Raw genomic sequence first — 26,009 nt, 5'->3', positions numbered from 1 at the left:
CAGGCAGCTCCTTGCTCCAGGAATGCTCAATGAGTATTCTTGGAGTTATTTCTAAAGGAGGATTCGCATGAAGATTGATATGCAGACATACAAGGAAACCGTTCAAAAAATAGAAACCGATTTGATTCCGCGAAGTCAAAATGACGAAGAACTGCTTACATACTTAATGAAACAAGATTCGCTCACACTGAATCAAATGAAAATGTGTTTCACTGAACCGCCCCTCACCTTTCAACATACTGTCAAAATTGTATGTACAGTCACATTCATCACGTTATATATCTTTTTTTTCAGCACTCATTTTAATGATTTGATTGAAATGGCTCTGCAGATGGTTTTCGGCCTGGCCGGCCTTGTTTGGATTATTGCTGTATTTCCGTTTTCAAGAAAAATTCAAGTATCTGACCGTTTCAGACAAAAATCTGAAAACACCCGTATCACCGGAATGATAGACTTTGTCCTCGAACAACGATACAAAGACATGATCAGTTAAAAACCCCTCTGCTTAAGGGGTTTTTTTATTATGCAAACCCTTCACCCCCCTTATCAGAAAAGGCTCTTCCCCTTTGGAAATAACCGGAACACCCAATTTCGTTTTCAATATAATGAGGTAGTGGATCTGCAAAGAAAGAAGGGCGACATGATGGGTATCATTAATGGAAAAATGTTCATTGACCGATTAAATCAGCTTGGAAATGAGATTTGGCTCGATGGTGAAAAGATCGAGGGACAGATTTCTGAACATCCCGCATTTAAGGGCCTTCTGGAAACGAAGCGCTCTCTTTATGATTTGCAAACGAAACCGGATATGAAAGATCAAATGACTTACAGTCTTCCCGGTAAAAAAGAACGGGCCGGGCTTTCATACCTGCAGCCGAAAACGAAAGAAGACGTAAAAAGAAGAAGAAACATGTTCGAACATTGGGCCAGACACACGCACGGAATGATGGGACGAAGCCCGGATTATATGAATACCGTGCTGATGAGCTTCGCCTCCTCCGCCGCGCTTTTGAAAGACCGCGAGCATTGTTTTCCGGAACATGTTCAAGCGCTGTACGAACGCGCTGCTGCTCAGGATCTTTCTTTTACGCACACGTTTATCACCCCTCAGGTGAATCGTTCACAAATGGGTGTAAACGTATCGCCGACACCTATCTCGGCAAAAGTCGTCGATAAAAATGAAAAAGGCCTCATCATACACGGCGCCCGGATTTTAGCCACACAAGGCGGCCTGACGGATGAAGTGCTCGTGGTTTCTCTGCCTAAAATGTATTTTGAATCGGATGAAGCGTTCGCTTTTTCAATCCCTTCCAATACAAAAGGAGTAAAATTCATCTGCAGGGAATCTTTCGTACTCGGAAAATCAGCGTTTGATTATCCGCTCAGCTCAAGATATGAAGAAATGGATTCTATCGTTGTATTTGATCACGTTTTGGTCCCTTGGGAACGCGTATTTTTTTATAATAATTACGAGGCGGCTTTTGATTTTAATATGAAAAGCTCTTTTAACGCCTTCGCATTTCATCAAGTTATCACGAGACAAATTGTAAAGACGGAGTTTCTCCTGGGCCTCGCCCAAACGCTTGTCGAAGCGATAGATGTGGGCGAATATCAGCATATTCAGGCTAAGATGGCTGAAATCATCACCGGTCTGGAAACGATGAAAGCCCTTTTGGAAAAGTCGGAGAATGATGCGGAAACAGATGAATGGGGTTATATGCGTCCGAGTGTCACTCCGCTTCGTGTGGTCAGCACGATTTTTCCCGACATCTACCCGCGCTTCACGGAAATCATTCAGCTGATCGGGGCAAGCGGAATGGTGACTTTGCCGACTGAAAAAGCGTTTCGTTCTGACATCAGAGGAGACCTTGACCAATATTTGCAGGCGGCCGAATTGAACGCTGAGGACCGGGTAAAAGTGTTCCGCCTCGCATGGGATTTGACCATGAGCCCCTTTGGAACAAGACAGACACAATATGAGCGGTACTTCTTCGGTGATCCCGTCCGCTTAACCAGCCATCTGTACAGAAGCTACCCGAAAGAAGAACAGACCGCGGTCATCAAGGAATTCCTGCACATTCATAAATAAAACAAAGCAGAGAGCACATCTCTGCTTTTGATAGCTGGATCGGCTGCCGCCGATCCTATTTTTTATTTTGGCTGATCACCACCATCGTAATATGCGATAACGCGAAAGAGACAAGCGTATACACAACGGCCCACCCGATAAACGAGAAATTCAATACGGTAAAGGTGCATATAAGGCAAACGGCCAAAGCGGCAGCCGGCATAATGAACGCGTTTTTAAACAAATATGTTCCGGCGACTGACAAGATGATGATACAAAGCGGCAGAACACCGAACGCAAAATCCAATTCATCAATCAACAGATGCACTCCCTTCGCTTTTCTTAGTTCGGCCTAACACATCTTATGCCTGAGTACAAAATCGAGTACTTCAAATCTTTCGCTCTCCGGCTGATATTCCCTCCGGTTATTTATTCAAAAAAATGAAAACTTTCCTTAAAGCGTTTACATTCACGTCAGACTGTGATAATTTAAGAAAGCGCTATCATACACAAGTTAATGATTTTTGGATGGAGATGAGGAGAACCAGGAAACCCCGCCCTTTCACAAGGGTGATTTCTGGTTCTTTTTGTCATTTTCAAGGAAAGGAGTCATACATACATCATGATAGACGTTCAGCAAAGGGGAGGATATGATGTTTCAATTGTTTAAGCCCGCTCCGCATATTGAGAGATTGGATGATTCAAAGACGGATGCGGCCTATAAACGGCTCAGGCTGCAAGTATTTTTGGGGATTTTCATCGGGTATGCCGGGTATTATTTGCTTCGCAAAAACTTTGCCTTCGCTATTCCTTATTTTCAGGAACAAGGGTTTTCAAAAGGGGAACTTGGCTTGGTGCTTGCGGCCGTATCAATCGCTTACGGCTTCAGTAAATTTATTATGGGGATGGTGTCTGACCGCTGCAACCCGAGGTATTTCCTTGCGACAGGTCTGTTTTTGTCAGGTGTCGTAAACATTTTATTTGTTTCCATGCCGTGGGTCACGTCAAGCGTGACGATTATGTTCATTTTTATGTTTATTAACGGATGGTTTCAAGGAATGGGCTGGCCGCCTTGCGGACGGACGATGGCTCATTGGTTTTCCATCAGTGAACGCGGCACGAAAATGTCGATATGGAATGTCGCCCATAACATAGGCGGAGGTATTCTCGCCCCGCTCGTGACTCTCGGCATCGCCATGTTTGTTACTTGGAAAAGCGTATTTTTCTTTCCGGCGATTATCGCCATCGTTATTTCATTTGTGATTGTTCTTCTCGTTCGGGACACGCCGCAATCCTGCGGGCTTCCGCCGATTGAAGAATACCGGAATGACTATCCGAAACATGCGTTCAAAGACCAGGAAAAAGAGATGACGACCAAAGAAATTCTTTTCAAATACGTGCTGAATAATAAATTTCTGTGGTATATCGCATTTGCCAATGTCTTTGTTTACTTCGTGCGGTACGGTGTCGTTGACTGGGCGCCGACTTATTTGACGGAAGCGAAAGGATTCTCTCCTGAAGACTCCAGGTGGTCTTATTTCCTTTATGAATATGCGGGAATTCCGGGAACGATTTTGTGCGGCTGGATCAGCGATCGTTTTTTCAAAAGCCGCCGCGCGCCGGCAGGCGTACTGTTCATGGCCGGCGTATTTATCGCTGTATTGGTCTACTGGCTTAACCCTGCCGGTCATCCGCTCATCGATAATATCGCGCTGATCAGCATCGGCTTCTTAATCTATGGACCTGTCATGCTGATCGGGCTTCAGGCCATTGACCTTGCGCCTAAAAAAGCGGCGGGAACGGCAGCCGGCTTAACCGGGTTTTTCGGCTACATCGGAGGCTCTGCTTTCGCCAACGCCATCATGGGTTATGTCGTAGACCGCTTTGACTGGAACGGCGGCTTTATCATGCTTATCTCCTCATGCGTGCTGTCCATCGTCTTCTTGGCTATGACGTGGAATACGGGCAAGCGGGCGGAGCATGTGTAAGAAAACAACATAAAAGATTAATATTTTTGCAGTACAGCATTTACAACGATTTTCTACACTAGAGACAGATATTGATTTTTAAGGGGGAAGAAAACATGCGGAAACATAAGTTGTTTGCTTTGGTATTGCTTTCACTCGGTTTATTGTCATTCATCGTCACGCCTGTATCGGCAGCGGGAAAAGGAAACCTCTTGTCTCCTGACAGAATTTTGACCATTGCCCATCGCGGTGCTTCGGGGTGTGTCCCGGAGCACACGATCCTTTCTTATGAAACTGCGCAAAAAATGAAGGCTGACTATATTGAGCTGGATTTACAAATGACAAAAGACGGCAAGCTGATCGTCATGCATGATGAAAAACTGGACCGCACCACAAACGGACAAGGCTGGGTGAAGGATCATACATTAGCCGAGATTCAAAAGCTCGACGCTGGCTCTTGGTTCAATAAGGCCTATCCGGAAAAAGCAAAACCGCAATACGCCGGACTTCGCGTTCCCACACTTGATGACGTGTTAAAACGGTTCGGCAGACATGCAAACTATTATATTGAAACAAAGGCGCCCGAAACATATCCGGGTATGGAAGAAAAACTGATCGCTTCACTGAAAAAATACAAATTGGCAGGCAAGCATGCGAAACTTGGACAAGTTATCATTCAGTCTTTCAGCAAGGACAGCCTTCTGAAAATCAAACAGCTCGATCCGAAACTTCCCGCCGTCCAATTGCTTGAAGCGGAACAGATGACGTCAATGACTGACGCAGATTTAACGGACATAAAAACATATGCCGTCGGAATCGGACCGGATTACAAAGCGCTGAACGCTCAAAATGTCCGAAACATTCGCAGCCACGGCCTTCTGCTGCACCCTTATACCGTGAACAGCGAGGCGGACATGCGCCGTCTGCTGAATTGGGGCGTAACCGGTGTGTTTACCAACTATGCGGATGTATTCCAAAAGGTTAAAAAAGATTACAAATCATAAAGGCAGCATGGGTTCGGAGATGATGCCGAACCCATGTTTTTTCGTCCGATAAAAAAACCTTGCGGGAACGTTACCGCAAGGTTTTTATCAATCACTATTCTTTTCCGGCAGCGGCTTCCGCCTGTCCGCCTTTTAATTGATCGTTGATTGCTTTGGCGTCTTTCAAATACTCAGTCTTGAAGCCGCTCTTCAGCGCCCACGCATAGAAGGCAAGGGCAACGATTGCGATCAGCCCCATATCCCAGCCGTACGGAATGATGTTCAGACCGCCGAATTTTTCACTTCCGAGCCATGAAATGACCATCATGCTGAGCAGATAGACAACCATCCAGACGCCGCCTTTAAAGTTTCTGCGGAATCCTTTCCACTTCGCTTTCGCTTGGTAGTAGAAATAAATCGGAAGGCCGATCAAAATGATAAACAGCACCTGCCCTGTTAACGGCCAGCGCGCCCAATACAGCACGAGAGACGCGAATACGAAGCCGAGCGGTGCAACCACGCTGAGGCCTTTCAGACGGAGAGGCCGGTATAAATCCCCCGCCGTCCGCCGCAGCGTCATCACCGTCACGGGACCCGTGATATAAGAAATCAGCGTCGCAACGGAAATGATTTCAGCAAGCACGCCCCATCCTCTGAATAAAAACAGAAAGATAAACGATACGATCAGATTGAAAATCATCGCTTGGCGCGGCACGCCGTACAGCGGATGAAGCTTTCCGAAAATGCTCGGCATATATTTATTTTTTTCCATGCCGTAAATCATGCGTGACGTCGTAGCGGTATATGTGATACCCGTTCCTGACGGAGATACGAACGCATCCGCATAAAGAATAATGACAAGCCAGTTGATATTCAATGCGATCGCCAAATCGGCAAATGGAGAATTAAAGTTCAGGTGACTCCAGCCGTGAACGATCATGGAAGGTTCAACCGCACCGATAAATGCGATTTGCAATAGGACGTAAATGACGGTTGCGACCAGCAGCGAACCGACAACCGCAATCGGAATCGATTTGCCGGGATTTTTTGCTTCTCCGGCCATGTTAATCGGGCTTTGAAACCCGTTAAACGCAAATACGATACCCGATGTGGCCACCGCCGTCAGCACGCTTGCCCAGCCGTTCGGCGCAATGCTTGAACCGGATGTGAAGTTTCCGCCGTGAAAACCGGTAAACAGCAGCGCTCCGATTGTCAGCCCCGGAATAATAATTTTAAAGATGGTAATCAATGAATTCGCTTTTGAAAATAAGTTAACTGTCCAATAATTCAGTAAAAAGTAAATAATCAGTAATACGGATGCGAAGCCGAGCCCCTCTCCCGTAAGAGTGCCGTTGTGAACGAGATTGCTTGTCCATTTTGCCCATTCCCAAGGCCATGAGCTCATATATTGAACAGACGCAACCGCTTCCACCGGAATAACGGAAACAATCGCAATCCAGTTTGCCCATCCTGCGATAAATCCAATAAATGATCCATGAGAATATTGAGTATATTTTACCATTCCCCCGGCTTCCGGGAACATTGAACCCAATTCACTGTAAGAAAGTGCGATAAACAAAATAACGATCATACCGATAATCCAGGAAATAATTGCGGCAGGTCCCGCAATCTGAGCCGCCCGCCACGCCCCGAATAACCAGCCGGAGCCAATCATCGACCCAAGTCCGACCATCATGAGTGCAAACGTTCCCATTCTGCGATGTAATTGATTCATAAAGTTAACACCTTTCAATTAAAATATGACTCCAGCGCTATCATGTATTTATAATATTATTCTGAAAATAGTTTTGTCAATCTTTATCGCATTAAAGCAGAAAGCCAAAATTACCCTTCAGATGTTTAAACAGCCGTTAAGCGGGAATAACTACTGCAAGCCAGAAATAGAAAGGAGTTTTTATCGTGAAACAAAAACTGCTCATTTCAGGACTTGCCGTGTCGACTGTCGGAGTGACTTCCTACCTGCTCAAAGATAAATCAAACCGCCAAAAGGTGATGAACTTTATCCGCAATATGAAAACATCGCTCTCCGGGAAGCAGGATATTGAATCATTCCCCGTCAACAAAGCAGGCAACCCGCATCCCGAAGATATTGAAGATAACAAAATGGTATCTGAAGGCTCCATGTACCCGGTTCAATATTATGATGACAAGAAGAAATAATCTGTTCCCGGGCTGCCCGGCCGTATCAAACGGCGGCAGCTTTTTTTATGCAGACGGCGTTTGATAGATCCGCCAATATTGGCGCGAGCCTTTCTCCCGCACGGTAATGCCCAGTTTGGATATTTCCGCTTTCAGCTCTTTCGCGTCAGCCTTTTCCTCCTCTTTCAGCGCCTTTTCTCTCGCTTTAAAAAGAGCATTAGCCCCCGGCTCCAAATCCGGCGTGTCCGGCACCCACCGTTTATATTCTTCTTTAAAAGGATCTTCCGTCCCCAGCCAGACATACCCATGCGCGCGAAACGCATCAGCCGCTTTTTCAACCGCCGGCTCAAGCTTCTCCCGAAAAAGCTCCTGCCCTTCAGTCCCCAATAAGACAAGATGCTTTTCATCCGTAAACACACCGGAAATGCTGTCTTTCGAGTACACGCTTTCTTCATTATATATGGTTAAGGACACCTCGCTGTCCGTCACGACCGCCGTAAGACATTCTTTAAAAACAGTCCGCGTCAGCCACATTCCCCCGATTAAGCCGATAACGGCGATGACAGCCGCAGCCTTCCATCCGTGAAAAGAAGCGATCATTTCCAGCGGCCCGATAACAGGCAGCCAATCCAATGTTACGGCCCATTTCGCAATGACCGGCAGAAACCATCCGATGACCAGCCCCAATAATGGCGGCACCAGAAAAACTAAAGCTTTTTCAACCGATGATAACTCAAGAACCGTCTGTTTTTTTATTTCGTTCATGTTTCTCCTCCGTCTCTGTTTTTCACAACTATCCATTATACAAAGGGTTGGATGATACTGTAAACTGTTTCCGAAACAATAAAAAGCCTCCCGGCCGCCGGGAGGCTTTTTTAAAACAGGAGCTCATATACTTCATTCAATTCCATCGTGCGCTTCTCATCCTGCTCGTTCTCAGCATATTTGATTTCCTTTTCAAGCACCTGATTCAGCGCATCCATTTCCAAATCATTTAGACCTTTCACAAACTCGCCCTCATTTGCATAATGCTTCACCTGAAGCTTTTTATAAATCCCTCGGCACACGTCATGCTCCAAGTGGTTCGAAAGCGACTCGCGCAAATATCCGAGTGTCCTGTCCATCATGTAAGCCCTCCCTTTTCTATAGGAATAGCTTCCCGGAAAGAGAGAAAAACTATACATGAAAGCACCGAACGGCTGTTTTAACTCTGTACCTGAATGGAGAAAAACCCGCTGCTTAATGGCGTGTACGGCCCGTTCAGCCCCGTTGCGGAGAAAGAGAACGTTCCTGAACTGACATAAGAAAGAGGAACACTGTAATATTTAATATAGCCTGTAACGATATTGCCGTTTTTCGTATATTCATCTTCCAGCGCTTTTGACGTAAGATTTGTAATATTCGTTCCGTTGTTAAACGCCTGGATCGTGTTATTGTTCGGATACCCTTGGAAATATACGGCTAAATAACCCGTTGTACCCTTCATCGGTTTTGATGCGCTGATTTGGTTCGGCCCGATATTTTCCCATTGGTAACTCTGACCGTCAGACGTCACACCGATAATACGGATTTGTGTTAAAGCAGGAGCCGGCGCCGCAGACGCTGATGGAGCCCACAACCCGCTCACAAGCAACAAAACAGCAACGGCCGCCGCGAATAGCGTAACGAGTCTCTTTTTCATGTTTCTTCCCCCTCTTATTCTTTTCGTAGAATCCTATACTATTTTACACGATTTACAAGGAAAAAGATTACATTTTATAAAAGAGTCCGGAACACTTTGTGAACTAGATATGAAACGCTCTTGAAACGCCGTTGATCATGAGAAAGATGCCGCAGATTCTTAACACGACTCTCGAACTTCTGTCATCTTTACCGAACCGAGCTTGCCGACTCTGATAACGTTGCTCAGGAGAAAAGAGCCTTGATATACAGCCGGCCTTCTCTTCATATACAGCGGCCGCAGGCAGTCATTAGCCGTCAGCATAATCACGAGCACAGACAAAAAAACCTTCAGCTCCCCCCGGCCGGGAGGAAGCTGAAGAATCGCATGAAAGATTGATAGTAATGCAAAACCCCTGATCAGTAACTTCGTATGTGCAATCTTCATCGTATTCTCCTTACAAATGAGCGGCGGCTTTTCGCTCCACGTTCAGCACATCATACAGCTCATCAAGCGAATGAATCTCGTATGTCGGGATGATTCCGGACTCATTTGCTTTCTTTCCGGGATTAAACCAGCACGTATCCATTCCCGCCATCTGGCCGCCTTTTATGTCCGCGCTCAGTGAATCGCCGATAATAAGTCCGCCCTCGGCAGAAAAACCGGGAATTCTCGCAAACACGTAATCAAAGTATTCCTTCATCGGCTTTTGAAAACCCGTGTCCTCAGATACAAACACATCTTTAAAGAACGGATACAGACCGGAGTCGCCCAGCCGCTTATATTGTGATCTTGAGACGCCGTTCGTCACGATGTATAAATCAAATAAAGGACTCAGCCGTTCAATCAGCTCATAAGCTCCGTCTATCATCTGGTGCCCTTCTTCTAAGTATTGGCGGTACGCCTGATTCATCAGCACGCCGTCGGCTTCGAGGCCGTATTCTTTAAACAAAAGGGCAAACCGTGTATTGACCACTTCATCGCGGGTCATTTCCCCCTCTTCAAACGCCTTCCACAGCCCCTGATTTAACGCTTTATAACGGGCTTCCACCTCTGCCGTCAGGTCCAGCTTTGAACCTTGAAACAATTTTTGAAGAGCATCGGTTTCTGAAGCGGTAAAATCCAGCAGCGTATTGTCTATATCAAATAATAACGTACGGTAATGACTCATCGATGTTTCCCCCGGTTCTGCTTTTTTTAACCAGTATACCACTCGCGGACAGGCCGAAAAAGACACCCCTGTAAGAGAGGTGTCTTTTTGAATTATACAGCGTCTTCTATTTTCGATTTTTCACCAGGCACGCGCTTGCCGATACCGAACGCATAATAGCTGACCGTCACAATCGCCAGGAAAATCACCCCGACAACCAAAGATATCCGCGTATCTTTGTTAAACCACATGCCGATCAATACCATGAGTAAGAAAGTGATCGTCAAATAGTTTGTAAACGGCGCAAAAGGCATCTTAAACGGATGCTTATCAAGCTCAGCGCCCTTCGCTCTTCTGAAACCGAGATGGCTGATTAAAATGACGAACCACGGAATCATTCCCGGCAGCACACTCGCGCTGTACACATAGACAAAAATTTTCGGAGGCGCGATGTAGTTCAGCACGACACCGATCACAAGTCCGATTAATACCGCAAGCGTACCGAATATCGGCACACCGCTCGAAGAAACTTTCTTAAAGAATTTCGGGGCCTGTCCGTTCACGCCCAATGTATAAAGCATGCGTCCCGCACTGAATATCCCGCTGTTGCATCCGGACATCGCAGCGGTAATCACAACAAAGTTAATCAAACCGGCCGCCGCCGTAATCCCGACTTTCGCAAATGTCGAAACAAACGGACTGCCGAGTGAGTGAAGCTCATTCCACGGATATACGGTAACGATGACGAAAATCGCACCGATGTAGAAAATTAAAATCCGCCAAATAATACTCTGAATCGCGCTTCGCAGCGTTTTTTGCGGGTCCTTCGCTTCTCCTGCCGTAATCCCGATCAGTTCGACCCCTTGATAGGCCGCAACAACCAAAGACAAGGCAAAGAAAAATCCTGAAAAACCATTCGTAAAGAAACCGCCGTGCGACCATAAATTAGATAATCCGATCGCATGCCCTCCGTTACCGAAACCGAAGAAAATAATCCCGATTCCGGCCACGATCATCAGAATAATGGTGACGATTTTGATCATGGCAAACCAAAATTCAAACTCACCGAAAGATTTTACCGAAATTAAATTCGCCGCACCGAGAATGGCCATGGCGATAATGCCGGGAATCCATGCCGGCAGATCAGGAAACCAATATTTCATATACGAACCGACGGCGATAATTTCAGACATCCCGACGATCACCCATTGAAACCAGTTGCTCCACGCCGTCATATAGCCGGCTAACGGATGTATATACTTATGGCCGAATGTCGCAAACGACCCTGTACTCGGCTCTACATAGAGCATTTCGCCCATCGCACGCATGATAAAAAAGATAAAGATACCTGAGATCGCATAAGCCAGCAGGACAGACGGCCCGGTCCATCCGATCGTGCTGGATGACCCCATGAATAAACCGACACCGATCGTGCCGCCCAGCGCAATCATCTGTATATGACGCGCGCCTAAGCCTCTCTTTAATTCTTTGTTTGCCACTTCGCTTCCTCCTCTTAACAGCTCTGATATATGTGAAATAATGAAGCAGAAGGTGCACCTGTTGAACCTAACTCACTCTTCATTTCCCGCAATATTAGAAATATTCTATCTTTCTATTGTTATATAATCTCCAATTTCCTTATTCCATCATAATAAATTTTCGTGGAAAATACAATTGTTTTTTTCAGGTAAACACCTTGCACCCTAAACCAACAGACTAAAAATAAAGCGCTTTCATTTTTATTGAATTATGAATATTGAGATAATAAATGCCGCAGCCTCCGAGAAACAGGATGTCCCTGGAGAAACATGTTCCGCCCCCTATTCAATATTATTTTTGCTAAGCAGAATGGCGTAAAGTCTTACTCTCTTCCATTCTCCCTTGTATACGCCATAATCCTGCTTAACCGGCAAAAATCATACATTAATCGATAAATGCCTCATTCAGCCGCAGCAAAAGCCGGCCGAACATTTCTTTTTCATCGCCTGACCAATCGTCAAGCATACGATGATACCGCTCAAGACGCATCTTTTTATCAGCTTTTAACCTCTGTTTGCCAAGCTTCGTAATCGCAAACAGACTGACCCGCCCGTCAGAAGGATCGGAAAAACGCTGGATCAGCTCTTTCGACTCCAAGGCCGCGGCCTGGCGTGACAATGTGGAAATATCCAGCTTAAAAGATTCGGCTAATTCCTTTACACGCGCCGGTCCGAATTCATCCAGCTGCCGTAATAACAAATACGCAGCCCTTTCCAGATGTCCGATTTTACGGTCGGAGTTATCCAGATAAACAGCTCTCCTGATAAAAGTGGTGAGCTCATATTCAATTAATTCAATCGGATCTTGTTTTGACAACAGCCTCACTCCTTACAATTGACAACAGCAATATTAGTTGTATAATACAAACATATACACATTTACTCAGAAGACATATAGAAAGATTTTGCATACATATATTTGTATAGTACAAATATATGCGCAAAAAGTAAAGAAACATATCGAAGCATCAAGAAAGGGGGAAGCTGCTCTTCTCCAAAGAACAGCATTGTCGTGAAAGTCATACGCATCATCTTGCAAATCATTATTTTATTCGCATTTTCCTTTATCGGGGGAGCCGTTCAGCAGTTCTTTCACCTGCCCATTCCCGGCAGTATCATCGGTTTGATCCTGCTGATCATATGTTTATCGGTTAAGATCATTCCCGTCAAAATGATTGAAGACGGAGCCGGATTTTTGCTGTCTTTTCTTCCGCTGTTATTCATTCCGGCCATGACGGGCGTCATCAATTACCCGTCACTGTTTTCCGCCAGCGGGGCTGCTCTGTTTCTGATCATCGTGCTGAGCACCATCGTCACAATGATCGCCGCAGGGTACGCCAGCCAGCTGTTAGAGCACAAAGCCAATCAGAGAAAGGAGAAAAAGAAGTGCAGCAAGCATGTATCGCAATCCTTATAATTTTGTTCACGGCCGCCGCCTATCTGGCTATGGTGAAATTATATGTGCGCTTTCCAAATCCCTTTCTCATACCGGTTTTGACGACTACGATTTTCATTATCGCCGTGCTGCTTGTTTTTCATATTCCGTATAAAGACTATATGATCGGCGGACAATGGATCAATTCACTGCTCGGCCCCGCCGTGGTGGCTTTGGCATACCCGCTTTATAAGCAGCGCCGGGTGTTAATCAAGTATATGTTTCCGATCATCGGCGGCGTGTTGGCCGGTTTATTCTCCGGAATGGTCAGCGGCCTGCTATTTGCAGAGCTGTTCGGCATCAGCCGGAGTTTGATTTTGTCAATTATCCCAAAATCAATTACGACGCCTGTCGCCATACAGATTGCGTCCGGTATCGGCGGTGTCCCTTCCATGACAGTCGTGTTCGTCATGATCGCAGGGTTTTCCGGCGTTATCTTAGGACCGCTGCTTCTCAAGTGGATCCGCATCCGCAGCTCACTCGGGAAAGGAATTGCATTCGGGAGCGCTTCCCATGCGCTCGGCACCTCAAAAGCAATGGAGTACGGAGAATTAACGGTCTCCATGAGTTCTGTTTCCATGACGCTCTGCGCCGTGTTAGGATCGGTCTTCGGCCCCGTTGTAGCATGGATGTTTCAAATTTAAAGCTGACGGTTCTCCGTCAGCTTTTTTCATATGCGGATCATCTCATTTCCTTCCATTATTACGTTTCATTTGTAAGAATAATGGTAAAGTAGAAAACAAGGAGGGATTTAATGATGACTGGGACAATTCCGCAAAAGAAACTGCTGGATGGGACAAGCATTCCCGCGATCGGCTTCGGTACATACGCTCTTAATGAAAACAACGGCGTTCACGCCATTACCAGCGCCATTGATATCGGCTACCGTCTGATTGACACCGCTTACAACTATGAAAATGAAGGGACGGTCGGAGAAGCCATCCGCAGAAGCTCTGTTCCGAGAGAACAGCTATACGTGACGTCCAAGCTGCCCGGGCGCTACCATGACTATGACAAAGCTGTACAAACCATCCAAGAATCTTTATACCGCGCCGGTCTGGACTACTATGACCTCTATCTCGTCCATTGGCCGAACCCGAAACAAGACCGCTACACGGAAGCATGGCAGGCACTGATTGATGCGAAAAAATGGGGTCTGATCCGATCCATCGGCGTCTGCAATTTCCTGCCTGAGCATATCGAACGGCTCGAACGTGAAACCGGTGTAAAGCCAGGCATCAACCAAATAGAACTGCATCCCGCTTTTAATCAGCAGCAGCAGCGCCAATGGCACGAAGAACAGGGCATCATGACAGAATCATGGAGTCCGTTATCCCGCGCCGGTGAAGTATTGAACGATCAAAAACTCGGACGGATTGCGGACAAATACGGCAAAACCATTTCTCAAGTCATTTTACGCTGGCATATCCAGCTGGGCGCCATCCCGATTCCAAAATCAGCATCGCCCGAGCGCCAGCTTGAAAACATCTCTGTTTTTGATTTTTTCCTTGATGAAAATGACATGAAACTTATCGATTCGCTTACCCGCCCCGACGGACGCATAAACGGCCAAGACCCGGCGGAGTATGAGGAGTTTTAAGAAAACACATAAAGAAAAGCTGACGGCATCATTTGTCAGCTTTTTTCTCAATTTATATACGCACACCCAGCTCCCGTTTCCATTCAGAAAGCCAATCTGTATCCCCAGATCCGTATTGCCTGCTTTGGCCGACATCACGCAGAGATCCGTTTTTATACTCAATGGACAGCACCAAATCAGGAATGGCATCATAACCCGTTCTCGCAAGCTTCGTGAGCCTCTGTCCGTAATGGGCAGCCGCTTCTGCCGCCGTATGTTTCAGTAAAGGATCGTGCTGCAGCGCTTCCTTATAAACATCTAACTAAATAACCAGCCGTCGGTCATATCACCGACAGCTGACTTCGAAAAGTGTTCTGTTCCCTGTCCCAAAAACATCAATAAATTTATTTAAATTGTTATATCATCTTTCAATGTTTTTTCACGCCTTTGCATTTTTGATTTTTTAAAATTAAATATTTCATATACGCATGGTATCACTATTAAGGTAAGCATGGTTGCTACTGCCAAACCTCCAATAACAACAACTGCTAAGCTTTGTGAAACAAGATTGACCGACTCTGATTTCTTCACTAATAGTGGAAGCATCGCAAAAATAGTTGCAACTGCAGTCATAATAATTGGACGCATTCTTCTTACTGAAGCCTCAATGAGTGACTCACGTATCGTCATCGTTTTCTCATTTTGCTTCACACGATCTAATAACACAATAGCATTTGTTACTACAATACCAATTAACATTAAAGCACCAAGCAGAACATTAGTATCAACTGAAATGCCGCTGATCATGAGACCAAGTATCGATCCTATAGCTGCAAGTGGAAGTGAGGTTAGAATAGCAAATGGCGCTTTAAAACCTTTAAATGTCACAACCAGAATTAAAAATACTGCCCCTATCGATACAAGCATTGTCGTAAATAGATCATTAAAGTCTTCGGATTGTTGGACACTTGCCCCTCCAACAAAAACTTTTACATCTTTAGGGATTTTAATCGCTTCTTTTCCGTCCTCCCCAGAAATTGCAGATTCTATCTTGGCATTTATATCAGAAAGTTTCGACGGATCAACTTTAGCCGTTACTTGTAAATATGGTTTACTATCTTTATGGAACTGCGTGGTTGATTCTTGGTCACTCTTTAATGTAGCGACTCTAGAAATAGGTGTACTTCCTGACTCTGTCATGATCTGAATATCCTTTAGATCTTGAGAAGTGTCTGTATTAAGAACAGGTTCTAACATAACATCAGTCTGTCTATTGTCAATTGTAAGTGTTCCAAGCGTTGTCCTGTTTAACATAACTCCCAGCTGGGAGGCAACCAGTTCGGTATTACCTTGCGATGGGTTTACTACAAAGGAATAAACTGTTTTCTTTTCATCCTGATTCGTAGAAACCTCTTGAACCCCTTCAATATTTTTAATTTTACCTTCTATTTTATTTGTAACATTCTCGAGATCATCTAGATTATTTCCTGTAACGTCAATCGTAATATTTGTATCAGCATGGCCGGTCACTGATGAAGCCACAACAGTAAACTCCGCGTCTGAGAATCGCTCTTTCTCCTTTTCTTTTTGAATTTCTTTTATGATTTTATCTGCATCACCTTCATCTTTTAAAAAGACCCTAAATTGACCCTTTGTTGGAGAATCCACTCCCCCTCTTTGGTTTGACGACATTGAATTTCCTAGATATGTCATCATATATTTAACTTCATCTTTTTGTTTGATGATTTTCTCTAAATTAAGAATATTGTTTTTAACCTTAGCAAGAGGTGTATCCGATGGGTAATTTAAAGTCACTTGGATGTAATCTGTATTCTTGCTTTCAACCGCTCCTTTTGGCATTGTGAAATAAGCAATAATTGAGCCTGCAAAAAGAACAAAAGATAAAGATAGTACAATCCATTTATGATTTAGAGACCAAGTTATTACCTTAGTAAAACGTGCAGGAGAATTATATTCTTTAAGTTTTTCTTTTTTTAAGAGCGCTCCACTCATTACTGGTACAATAGTTACAGCTACCAATAACGAAGATAGCAAAGAATAAGTGACAGTTAAAGCAAATGGCAAAATATACTCCTGTAAACTTCCATTTACTAAACCTATAGGCAAGAATACAGCTACAGTGGTTAGGGTAGATGCTGTAATTGCGCCTCCAACTTCTTTGGTTGCCTCTACTATCATATATACTGAGAGTTTCTCAGCCTGCATTCTTTTATAGATGTTTTCAATGACAACAATACTATCATCTACAAGCCGGCCGACTGCAACTGCCACCCCGCCAAGAGTAAGTGTATTTAAGCTAATACCGGATTTAGATAATAGAATGACCGTTATGCACAGGGATATCGGTATTGATACGATAGTAATAAATGTGGATCTAACATTTTTTAAAAAGATCATAATAACAATTGTTGCAAATAAAGCCCCTAGTAAAACTTCTTTGATCATCGATTGTACTGAAGTTTTTACCATATCAGAAGTTGAAAGGAAAACTGTCGCTTCCACGTTATCATATCTTTTATTAATCGTATCTGTTACTTTTTCAATTTCCTTACTTAGTGTCACCGCATTTGTTTGACTATCTTTACTAATTCCTAGCTCAATACTGTCTTTACCATTAAATCGATTAATGACATTTTCAGGTTTGGTCTCTTTTATAGTGGCAATATCCTTTAACTTTACATTATCCTGTACAGATATGTTCCCAAGTTCTTTTATGCTTGATAAACCACCTAATACATTAATATTACTTGCTTTTCCATCGATCGTATCTGCACCGACAGAAAATGCTCCGTTTTGCCCTTCAAGAATGCCCATGACTTTTTTGATAGGAATATGATTTTGATTTAATTTTTTGTTATCAACCTTTACAGATATAAAAGATTTTTCATTTCCCGTTTTTTGAACCCCAGATACTCCTTTTACATCATTGTATATCGGTTCAATTTCTTTATTCAAAAGGTCTATATTTTCTGACGTCAATCCGTCTTTAAATGTAAGAGCTACAAAGGAAACTGGAACCGATGAAGTATCGCTCTGAGTAATGGAAGGCTTGGAAACATAGTCAGGTAAAGAACGCGAATCAATGGATTCCTGTATTTCTCTTTTTGCTTGTTTCATATCAGTCCCAACTTCAAAATATATATCAACCTTTGAAAATCCGTCACCCGTGGTTGACAATACTCCATTTTTTCCTTTAACCGTAGATGTGGCTTGCTCAATCGGAAATGTGACCTGTTCCTCCATCGTTTTAGAATCTGTTCCTTGCCCCATGACAACAATTGTTACTTGAGGATTTTCTGCCTGTGGTAAAAATTCCATCGGTATACGAAGATAACTGACTACTCCCCAGGCTATTATAATAATGGATGTTAACGTAATAGCAGCTTTATTAGCAAAGGACCATTTAGTTAACCATGACATATGAAATCTCCTCTCTCTTTATAAATTCACTGGACAATTCTTCTCATTTTTTTACTACTCTTCATATACTAATTTGGTGTAGTTTTTACAGAGTCCTATATAAAAAGCAACCATTATAAGAACAAATAATCCGATGCCGCATAGAATTGGAATGGTGAATTTTACATTCATAATCTGTTCCAGCATATTCATTGCTACAATGCTATGAAGGGCCCCCACAATCACAGGCAGTAAAAATGCAATTCCAACTTGCAGATAGACAGACCTCTGCACTTCCTTTTTACTCATACCAATTTTTTTCAACATTGAATATTGTTCCCTATCAGTGAATGCATCACTTAAAATTTTAAAGTAAATTGTACTAAAGGTCGCTAGTATGAATACTAGGGACATAATCAGGCCTAAAAAGAAAAATTGACCTAAAGCATAATACTCCCATGTAAAGCTTTGATTCTTTCCATTTACATTCAAATCTCCACCTGGTACAACTTCCTTGGTTCTATTAACCACTTTCCTACTTTCTTTTTCATCTGTAATTCGCACACCATTTAATACAATCTCTTGGTTTTTCTTTCTTAATTCTTTATAATCATTGTCATTTAAAACATAAATGTTTTTGTCACCATATTTTTTAATTTTCCCTGTAAAAGGGAGCTGTGTATGTTTAGAAACTAGGAAATTATTATTATTAATGCTCACTTTATTACCATCAACATAAATAGGTGAAGCTATCGAATCAGCATTTAGAATAAAAGAAATTTCATGAATTTCTGGTTTAATTTGATTCAAAATACTCGATTTGTTACTATAATCCAAAAATATTAATGTTTTCTTTATTTGTGAGTAACTAGTGATGATAGCTTTGTTATTCGGATCAATATTTTGCTTATTATCGTCGTATTGGACATTACCAATAAAAAAGTGAATCTTATTGATTCCGATTAAGTCATGCTTTGACTCTCGGATCACTTCTTTGACTTTATCTTTGACATCTTCAGAATTGCTTTCAAAACTTAAACTGTATGGGGAGGCTGTGATGTCATAATTTATTTCAAACTGTTTGAACGAAATGCTTACATTGAATGCAGTTACGGTAGCTGCTGTTAAAATAGCCGTCATCGCTAAACTTCTATAATTAACTTTTTGTCTAAAGAAAGTATTGCTTATACTGACTAACCTTACATCTTTATAAATAATTTTTTTTGAATTTGTTAACTTCCCTAAAATTATAGTCAGAGAACTTCCAAAAAACAGGTAAGTCCCCGTGCTGACCAAGATCAAGATTCCCATCGCAGAAAGCAATAAATCCAAATCCCATTGCTTAAAGTTTAGTGCCACTATATAGCCTGCAGCAATTAATACTAAACCTGTAAAACCCTTTGTATAATTATATTTTGGAGGTGAGGGCTTTGCTTTCGAAGCATTCAACATATTAATTAGTTGTGTTTTTTTCACAACTCTATAGTTTTTCATTCCCAGCATTACAAAGATGATCCCGAACACAATAATAAGTTGAATGATGGCTTGTGCAGATATACTAAAAGGAATTTCACCACCCAGTGTCATGGACTTACTTAATAACATTAAGAACAATTTCGAGAATAATATCCCGATCAATAAACCCATTAATAGAGACAAACTGCCTATTAGAATACTTTCAATTGCGAATACTCTTCCAATTTTAGACGTACTTATTCCCATTAGCATGTATAACCCGGTTTCTTTTTGACGTTGTTTTAAAAAGAATCCATTGGCATGCCACATAAAAAAGACCACTGTGCAAATTAGAACAAAGCCAGATGTTGCACTTGCCACTACAGCTGATTGAAACCTTTCAGTTAATTGGACAAACACTTCATTGTACTGTATAGCAGTAAAATTGTAGTAAGTTGCCACAGTTACAACTAAAACCACAAAATATAATCCATATATTTTTAAATTATTCTTCAAAAGCTTAAAGGCAATTTTAAAGGAGTTCATTTTCCGATCCTCCCATTACGGCAAGCATGTTTAACACTTTCTTAAATAATTCCTTTTTATCTCCGCTGCTGTCTAGTCTTCCGTGCAATTTACCGTCCTTTAAGAACATAACCCTATTACAATAGCTTGCTGCGTTTGCATCATGGGTTACCATGATGATGGTTGTTCCTATGGTTTTGTTAATATTTTTAAAACATTCTAGAACCTCTGAGGATGACTTAGAGTCAAGAGCCCCTGTTGGTTCGTCTGCAAAAATAACCTTTGGAGAGGTAATTAACGCACGACAAATAGCTACTCTTTGCTTTTGACCGCCTGACAATTCATATGGATACTTATCTAACTGATTTGAAATTCCTAAGAGCTCAGTTAGTTCATCAATTTTTTTTAGAATGATTTTGTGTTTTACATTGTTTAGTGCAAGAGGCAGAGCAATGTTATCTCTAATTGTCATATTGTCTAATAAATTAAAAGCTTGGAAGACAAATCCGATTGTGTCTCTCCTGAATTTTGCAAGGTCCTCATCCTTGTAATAATCTATTCTTTTACCATCGATTAAAACTTCTCCTAAAGTAGCTTTGTCAATAGTAGACATAATATTTAACAATGTGGTCTTACCTGAGCCTGAAGGACCCATTATACCAACAAATTCTCCTTTGTTGATATTTAAGCTTACCTCCTTAAGCGCTCGAAAGGTACTGCCAATTTCACCATACTCCTTTATTACGTTTGATACCTCTACGATCTTATTCATCTATAAACCCCCATAAAATCTGATTATGCGTAGGACATTGATTCTTATAGTTGTATTATAATTTAGAGCACAAAACGCTGCTATCGATTTAGGTTACATTTCTAAAAGTGAATGTGACATTCATGTTAGGTTGGGGTGATGAGTTAGAGGACTTTTGTACAAAACCATGGATAATCAGTATGGGAGGTTTTTAAGCAGATATAAGGAGCGGCACCGCTCCTTATATAACAAGGCGGATTGATTTTCACCTTATATTACCAATTGGATTTACTTACTAAGTGATTAGTCTGTTTGTTCTCATTTTCAAAATATACTGATAAAAATGCAGACAGAATTATACCCAACGAATTGAGGACTTTAATCATTTCCAAAGTAAACATGAACTATGTTTCCAAGGTTAAATAAATTAGAGGAACCCATAGGTCATAAACCTTTTTTAATCAACTCATAATAACTAAACACTGTTACTTTCTGATTCATTATTTTTAATGTATTTAACGTCTCATTGATTTTTTACTACTTGTTCGGTATATTCATTTATAAGAAATATCATCTTATTAAGGCGAAAATTTAACATCTCTTTCGAGTTACTTTTCTCCAAAAAGATAATTCTTCAAAATCAACAGTCTTATCGTCCATAAAAACAGAAAAATCAGAATTCACTAAATTGTTTTTAGGATTAAATTCATAGGTTTCTATTGACTTAACTCAGTTCTCAAAATCGGCAAGAACATATCTTCTAACTCCTTGTTCTTAAAAATAAATTACCTGTACCATCTAATTTTAAAATCACAGAAAAAAATCATGTTTTGGAAAGATGTGTATTAGTCGTTTTCTTCCCTTCAATTGAGGAGCTTTTCTACGGAGACAAATAGGCACGAGGGCAGGATTTCCTTCATTTCGAAATTTGTGACAAAGCTCATATGTAAGCAGTTCACCCATACTATGTTCGAAAATAGGCAAAAGGTTCAGTTATATTATTCTTAATAGAATTATATATATCCTCAACCATTTCTTCCATATTGTCTATTGAGGGTCTTTCAATCTTCTTCCTCTGCCAGCCAACTCTACTTCATTTACCTCAACAAGTGGATCCATGAATTTTTTCCACTTAGAATAAACTATCGATGACCCACTGCAAATGGAATATAAAATATTTTAGCCTTTCTTCTCATTAGATTACCCCCTGTTTTTAACTAATTACTTATTGCTTCATTTGCCACTTTATAATAATCGGATAGTTTATAAAATATAATGTGAAATTCAGTATATTCACCCTCTACGCTGTCTACCTCAATTCCTATACTTAGTTTATCAGCCATTTTTTTAGCATAATATAAACCCATCCCTGTAGATTTCGTTCCTACCTTACCATTTTTACCTGTAAAGCCTTTATTGAATATCCTAGATAAATCCTCTTTTGAAATGCCAATTCCATTATCTTTAATCATTATATAATAGGCTTGTTTCTCTTCTTTAGTTGTAATAGTCAGCGTTCCCCCCTCAGGTGTATATTTACTGCTATTATTAAGAATTTGACCAAAAATATAATAAATCCAACGTCCATCACTGATAACACTAAATGGTTTTAAATTAGTCTCAATCTCAATGTTTTTATTAATAAAAAAAAGAGCATTTTCTTTTATTGCACTTCTTAAAATATGACATACATCTACTACTCCCGCTAAAATGTCTTGATCGTAGTGATTAGCTCTTGTCACATGTAAAATGTGATTAATCCTAAATTTAATTTGTTCAATTTGATTACGCAGCTCTCTGCTGCTTTCTAAGTTAATCTCATCCAGTAGCAGTTCACACACAGCTATATTAACTTTTATGTCATGAACCCATTGAGTAGTATAGTCTTGAATTTCGTTAATACCGTTTTTATAATCTTCTTCTGCTTTCAAAAATTTATTTTGTTGCTTTTTGGAGACTTTTATAAGCATATCTATAAAATAATCATTTCCAACTTTGTTTTTTTCTAAAGTTTCGATAGAACTATTAAACACAACTTCGTATTTCTTTTTTGCCTTGATGAATCCATAGAAAATGTTGATCAGTAGAATAAAGACAATCAACAAATCCATATAAAAAATGTCTATATAACTTTGATGAATAGAGGTACTCGCAAACAAAATCCCATTGATTACAACCAGAATAAGTGCACTGCATAAAATCCATAATATATGATTTTTCACATAATCAATTAATTTCATTGAATTATATATCCCATTCCTTTTTTTGTTAAAATAAAGTCATCAACATTAATCCCCTCTAATCTATTCCTTAATCTATTTATATTTACTGTCAATGTATTTTCGTTTACGTAAATATCATCATTCCAAAGCTGTCTCATTAAATTATCCCGCGAAACAACTTTCCCTTTGTTTTCCATTAACGTTTTTAGAATTTTAAATTCATTCTTTGTAAGCTCTAAACTCTGATCTTGGAAGTATATTTTTGCATCGTTAAGGTTTAATATCACATTATTAGATTCGATTAGATGAGATTCTGCTGTTATGTACTCATAAGTTCTTCTTATAATTGCTTGTAATTTCGCCACCAACACATGGCTGTCAAATGGTTTTTGAATATAATCATCCCCGCCATTGTTAATAGCCATGACAATATCCATATTACTGTTTCTAGACGAGCAAAAAATAATTGGGACACTTGAAACTTCTCTTATTTTCTTACACCAATAAAAACCATCAAATGAAGGAATATTGATGTCCAATAATATGATGTGAGGCTCTTCTTTTTCATATATTGACAAAATATTATCAAAATCTCCGCATATAACAGTCTCAAAATTCCATTTAACAAGTAAATTTTGTAAAGCCTTAGCCATATCCTTATCGTCTTCTATAATCAGCAATTTATATATATTATCCAATTTCTCACCTTCTTATAAAAATAGCTCACCATTCTCTCAAGGATTATTTAAAAATAAAACAGGAAGGAAGAAAAAATCAATTCCCTCCTGTGTTAAATGTTACATTCCTTTATAAGGTAATGAATGTTCTTCTGTTTTTTTAAATATATCAGTAATTAATGCCGTATTCCCTGATAAATAATCCTTTGAAAGCATTTCACCATGTTCCCCGAATCCATTATAATAATGCACTGCTCTCTCAGTAAAGTCTCCCCAATTATATAAAAGGAATTGATCATTATCTTTTTTCTCTTTATTTCCTACTGCCTTAATAAGATGAAGATTTGCAGCAATTTTGTGTTTATGTGTAATACTGTTTAAAAATCGAGTATAGGCTTTTATTTTATCAATTGCTTTTTCTCTAAAGTACTCAGTTTCAAGATACTCTTGGAACATTGGTTCCTTTTTTGCTCCTTCGATTATATTTTTATACAAATTGTCTGAATAAGTTGACTGACTCTGTTTATTTTCAACCTTATAACTATCTAATAGAATAACATCCGATACTTCTTTTCTGTTCCGTTCTAATTCTGCTGCAACTTCAAATGCTAAGTTACCCCCAGCAGAGTATCCTAATAATAGATATGGCCCTTCAGCCTGTGTGTTTAAAATTAACTCTACATATTGTTCAATTCTCTTATTTTCTTCAATAAAATCAAATGCATAAAAGGAATGAGTTTGGATTAACTTTGCCAAATCACTGTACACTATTCCAATCCCGCCGACTGGTGGAAAGGCAAAAAGATTTCTATCTTGCTTCTTGTTCAGTAGCTGTAATTTATCCGCGCCACATATACGGCTATACTCTTTTTTGAGAATATATTTTGCCATAGATACTATATTAGGATTCTTATACATTTTATTCAGTTCAATGTCCATTCCAAAAATATCTTTTGTTCTGGATAAAAGCTTTATTAGTTTTAGGGAATCCCCTCCCAATTCAAAAAAATTATCTTCAATTCCAACTTTATTCGTTCCTAAAACTTCATTCCATAAAGCTGCTAATTTTGTCTCTGTTTCGTTTCTAGGCGCTTCAAACTTTCCATAAATTAAATCTTTTGGTATTGGTTCAGGAAGAGATTTGCGATTCACTTTCCCGTTTGTAGTAAGAGGAAATGATTCTACTTCTATTATATAAGCTGGTACCATATAGTCCGGCAGACTCTCTTGTAAATATTCTTTAAGCTTTAGTTTATCCATAACTCCATCTGTAGTTACGTAAGCACAAAGGTACTTCTCATTCTGTTCATTTGCTTTGGCTAAAACCAAAGCCTCTTTAATGCTTGGATGGCTCAATAATTTTCGATCAATCTCTTCTGTTTCTATTCTGAATCCCCGAATCTTGACTTGATGGTCCGCTCTGCCGGCAAATTCAATGTTACCGTCTCTGCGCCATCTGGCGATGTCTCCGCTTTTATATAATTTCTCCCCAGAGACAAACGGGCTTTGTATAAATTTCTCCCCAGATAATTCAGGCTGATTTAAATAGCCCCTTGCTACGCCATCTCCGCCTAAATATAGTTCACCATAAATCCCTGTTGGGAGTAAGTTTCCATATCGATCCACTATATAAGCACTTGAATTGCTTATAGGCTTACCGATTGGAATAGCGCCTTCATATTCTTTTTCAATATGAAAGGTTGTCGAGAACGTTGTATTTTCTGTTGGCCCATATGCATTTAATATTTTCACGTTTTCACATTTTCTTTTCACTAAGTTAATGTGTTTAGCTGATAAAGCATCTCCCCCAACAATCAAATACCGCAGTTTCCTAAACATTTCTGGCTTTTCTTGCGCTAATTGATTAAATAAAGCTACAGTCAGCCACATGATACTAGTTGCTTGAGACGAGATTTCTTTTTCAAGCCGATCTGCCGAAAGGATGATTTCTCTGCTGACTAAACAAAGGCTTATACCATTCAATAACGCTCCCCACAACTCAAAGGTAATTGCGTCAAAGACTGGTGATCCTGTCTGCAGTATCACATCATTGTCTTGGAATTGAACAAACTGATTATTTTTCACCAGTCTTACCACATTTCGGTGTTCTAAAAGAATTCCTTTTGGTTCCCCAGTACTGCCGGATGAGTACATAATATACGCTAAATCGAGAGGAGAACCGCCGAAACATAAATTACTTGTGTCATTTTGATACAGTCGTTCTTCCTTAATATCGAGTCTCTCTCCTGAAAAATCTGCCAAATCTTGTTCACTGCCCGCAGTTAACAGTATTTGAGCGTTGCTGTCTCTCAACATATAGCCAATTCTGTCTGCCGGATAGCTTTTATCTATCGGAAGATAGGCACCGCCTGCTTTTAACACACCTAGAATTCCAATCACCATCTCAATTGAACTTTCG

At 40.8% G+C, this 26,009-nt stretch carries 22 protein-coding genes and 2 pseudogenes; 8 read left to right on the top strand and 16 right to left on the bottom strand.

The features are described from left to right. Positions 1 to 67 precede the first annotated feature (67 nt). Together OQ477_RS16630 and hpaB are read left to right on the top strand one after the other, a co-directional pair. Positions 68 to 493, top strand: a complete 426-nt coding sequence (locus OQ477_RS16630) for a hypothetical protein (protein WP_044802693.1) — start codon at positions 68 to 70, stop codon at positions 491 to 493. Between the two features lie 150 nt (positions 494 to 643). Continuing rightward, the gene (gene hpaB, locus OQ477_RS16625; protein WP_101669930.1) at positions 644 to 2,089 is read left to right on the top strand and encodes a 4-hydroxyphenylacetate 3-monooxygenase, oxygenase component; all 1,446 of its coding nucleotides are present in this window, start codon (positions 644 to 646) and stop codon (positions 2,087 to 2,089) included. A 55-nt stretch (positions 2,090 to 2,144) separates the two neighbouring features. On the opposite strand, the gene OQ477_RS16620 is transcribed toward hpaB, so the two are convergent. Further along, positions 2,145 to 2,387: a DUF2651 family protein gene (locus OQ477_RS16620; RefSeq protein ID WP_007408994.1), complete on the bottom strand. Its 243-nt coding sequence runs from the start codon at positions 2,385 to 2,387 to the stop codon at positions 2,145 to 2,147. A gap of 334 nt (positions 2,388 to 2,721) precedes the next feature. Here OQ477_RS16620 and glpT point away from each other — a divergent pair, with 334 nt between their 5' ends. Both glpT and OQ477_RS16610 read left to right on the top strand, forming a co-directional pair. After that, positions 2,722 to 4,056 (top strand): glycerol-3-phosphate transporter, encoded by a 1,335-nt coding sequence (gene glpT, locus OQ477_RS16615; RefSeq protein ID WP_003156725.1) that lies wholly within the window; start codon positions 2,722 to 2,724, stop codon positions 4,054 to 4,056. Between the two features lie 95 nt (positions 4,057 to 4,151). After that, positions 4,152 to 5,039, top strand: coding sequence for a glycerophosphodiester phosphodiesterase (locus OQ477_RS16610; RefSeq protein WP_265973255.1), 888 nt, complete (start codon positions 4,152 to 4,154; stop codon positions 5,037 to 5,039). A 94-nt stretch (positions 5,040 to 5,133) separates the two neighbouring features. Here the strand turns inward: OQ477_RS16610 and OQ477_RS16605 are convergent, their stop codons facing one another. After that, positions 5,134 to 6,753 (bottom strand): APC family permease, encoded by a 1,620-nt coding sequence (locus tag OQ477_RS16605; protein WP_265973254.1) that lies wholly within the window; start codon positions 6,751 to 6,753, stop codon positions 5,134 to 5,136. 185 nt (positions 6,754 to 6,938) lie between these two features. On the opposite strand from OQ477_RS16605, the gene OQ477_RS16600 reads away from it, so the two are divergent. Further along, the gene (locus tag OQ477_RS16600) at positions 6,939 to 7,199 is read left to right on the top strand and encodes a hypothetical protein (RefSeq protein ID WP_003156732.1); all 261 of its coding nucleotides are present in this window, start codon (positions 6,939 to 6,941) and stop codon (positions 7,197 to 7,199) included. A gap of 45 nt (positions 7,200 to 7,244) precedes the next feature. Here the strand turns inward: OQ477_RS16600 and OQ477_RS16595 are convergent, their stop codons facing one another. From OQ477_RS16595 to OQ477_RS16565, 7 genes and pseudogenes are all read right to left on the bottom strand, one after another. Next, the gene (locus OQ477_RS16595; RefSeq protein WP_265973253.1) at positions 7,245 to 7,943 is read right to left on the bottom strand and encodes a DUF308 domain-containing protein; all 699 of its coding nucleotides are present in this window, start codon (positions 7,941 to 7,943) and stop codon (positions 7,245 to 7,247) included. A 110-nt stretch (positions 7,944 to 8,053) separates the two neighbouring features. Next, a complete protein-coding gene (locus OQ477_RS16590; RefSeq protein WP_265973440.1) occupies positions 8,054 to 8,302 on the bottom strand; it encodes a sigma-G-dependent sporulation-specific acid-soluble spore protein CsgA in 249 nt (82 codons plus the stop codon). 80 nt (positions 8,303 to 8,382) lie between these two features. Then, on the bottom strand, positions 8,383 to 8,859 hold the full coding sequence (locus OQ477_RS16585) for a DUF4879 domain-containing protein (protein WP_044802685.1): 477 nt from the start codon (positions 8,857 to 8,859) through the stop codon (positions 8,383 to 8,385). A 213-nt stretch (positions 8,860 to 9,072) separates the two neighbouring features. After that, positions 9,073 to 9,285 (bottom strand): annotated as a pseudogene (locus OQ477_RS16580) (sensor histidine kinase); the annotation flags it as partial. Between the two features lie 10 nt (positions 9,286 to 9,295). Beyond that, positions 9,296 to 10,009 carry a YjjG family noncanonical pyrimidine nucleotidase gene (locus OQ477_RS16575; RefSeq protein WP_265973252.1) on the bottom strand — a complete coding sequence of 238 codons (714 nt, stop codon included), beginning with the start codon at positions 10,007 to 10,009 and terminating at the stop codon, positions 9,296 to 9,298. Positions 10,010 to 10,101: 92 nt separating this feature from the next. After that, on the bottom strand, positions 10,102 to 11,487 hold the full coding sequence (locus tag OQ477_RS16570) for an amino acid permease (protein WP_265973250.1): 1,386 nt from the start codon (positions 11,485 to 11,487) through the stop codon (positions 10,102 to 10,104). Positions 11,488 to 11,911: 424 nt separating this feature from the next. Then, entirely contained in the window at positions 11,912 to 12,343 is a 432-nt protein-coding gene (locus tag OQ477_RS16565) for a MarR family winged helix-turn-helix transcriptional regulator (protein ID WP_003156749.1), read from the bottom strand. A 195-nt stretch (positions 12,344 to 12,538) separates the two neighbouring features. Here OQ477_RS16565 and OQ477_RS16560 point away from each other — a divergent pair, with 195 nt between their 5' ends. From OQ477_RS16560 to OQ477_RS16550, 3 genes are all read left to right on the top strand, one after another. Further along, the gene (locus OQ477_RS16560; RefSeq protein WP_003156751.1) at positions 12,539 to 12,943 is read left to right on the top strand and encodes a CidA/LrgA family holin-like protein; all 405 of its coding nucleotides are present in this window, start codon (positions 12,539 to 12,541) and stop codon (positions 12,941 to 12,943) included. Beyond that, positions 12,913 to 13,605, top strand: a complete 693-nt coding sequence (locus OQ477_RS16555) for an LrgB family protein (protein ID WP_265973249.1) — start codon at positions 12,913 to 12,915, stop codon at positions 13,603 to 13,605. The genes OQ477_RS16560 and OQ477_RS16555 overlap by 31 nt, the downstream gene beginning before the upstream one ends. Positions 13,606 to 13,715: 110 nt before the next feature. Beyond that, positions 13,716 to 14,561: an aldo/keto reductase gene (locus OQ477_RS16550; RefSeq protein ID WP_265973247.1), complete on the top strand. Its 846-nt coding sequence runs from the start codon at positions 13,716 to 13,718 to the stop codon at positions 14,559 to 14,561. Positions 14,562 to 14,613: 52 nt separating this feature from the next. On the opposite strand, the pseudogene OQ477_RS16545 reads toward OQ477_RS16550, so the two are convergent. The 7 genes and pseudogenes from OQ477_RS16545 to OQ477_RS16515 all read right to left on the bottom strand — a co-directional run. Further along, a pseudogene (locus OQ477_RS16545) lies at positions 14,614 to 14,862 on the bottom strand (DUF4885 family protein); the annotation flags it as partial. A gap of 86 nt (positions 14,863 to 14,948) precedes the next feature. Next, on the bottom strand, positions 14,949 to 17,981 hold the full coding sequence (locus OQ477_RS16540; RefSeq protein ID WP_265973245.1) for an efflux RND transporter permease subunit: 3,033 nt from the start codon (positions 17,979 to 17,981) through the stop codon (positions 14,949 to 14,951). Positions 17,982 to 18,035: 54 nt separating this feature from the next. After that, positions 18,036 to 19,961, bottom strand: a complete 1,926-nt coding sequence (locus tag OQ477_RS16535; RefSeq protein WP_265973243.1) for an ABC transporter permease — start codon at positions 19,959 to 19,961, stop codon at positions 18,036 to 18,038. Then, complete coding sequence (locus OQ477_RS16530; protein ID WP_007408973.1) at positions 19,948 to 20,712, bottom strand: ABC transporter ATP-binding protein; 765 nt, start codon at positions 20,710 to 20,712, stop codon at positions 19,948 to 19,950. Before OQ477_RS16530 ends, OQ477_RS16535 begins: the two co-directional genes overlap by 14 nt. 1,196 nt (positions 20,713 to 21,908) lie before the next feature. Next, complete coding sequence (locus tag OQ477_RS16525) at positions 21,909 to 22,931, bottom strand: sensor histidine kinase (RefSeq protein ID WP_265973242.1); 1,023 nt, start codon at positions 22,929 to 22,931, stop codon at positions 21,909 to 21,911. After that, the gene (locus OQ477_RS16520; protein ID WP_007609089.1) at positions 22,928 to 23,611 is read right to left on the bottom strand and encodes a response regulator transcription factor; all 684 of its coding nucleotides are present in this window, start codon (positions 23,609 to 23,611) and stop codon (positions 22,928 to 22,930) included. Before OQ477_RS16520 ends, OQ477_RS16525 begins: the two co-directional genes overlap by 4 nt. 99 nt (positions 23,612 to 23,710) lie before the next feature. After that, positions 23,711 to 26,009: amino acid adenylation domain-containing protein (locus tag OQ477_RS16515; protein ID WP_265973240.1), on the bottom strand; the 2,299-nt coding region annotated here is incomplete at its 5' end.

Source organism: Bacillus sp. ChL18 (genome assembly GCF_026241425.1).
Taxonomy (GTDB): domain Bacteria; phylum Bacillota; class Bacilli; order Bacillales; family Bacillaceae; genus Bacillus; species Bacillus velezensis.
Note: the sequence above shows the minus strand (reverse complement) of the source record. Positions and strands in the feature narration are given on the sequence as shown.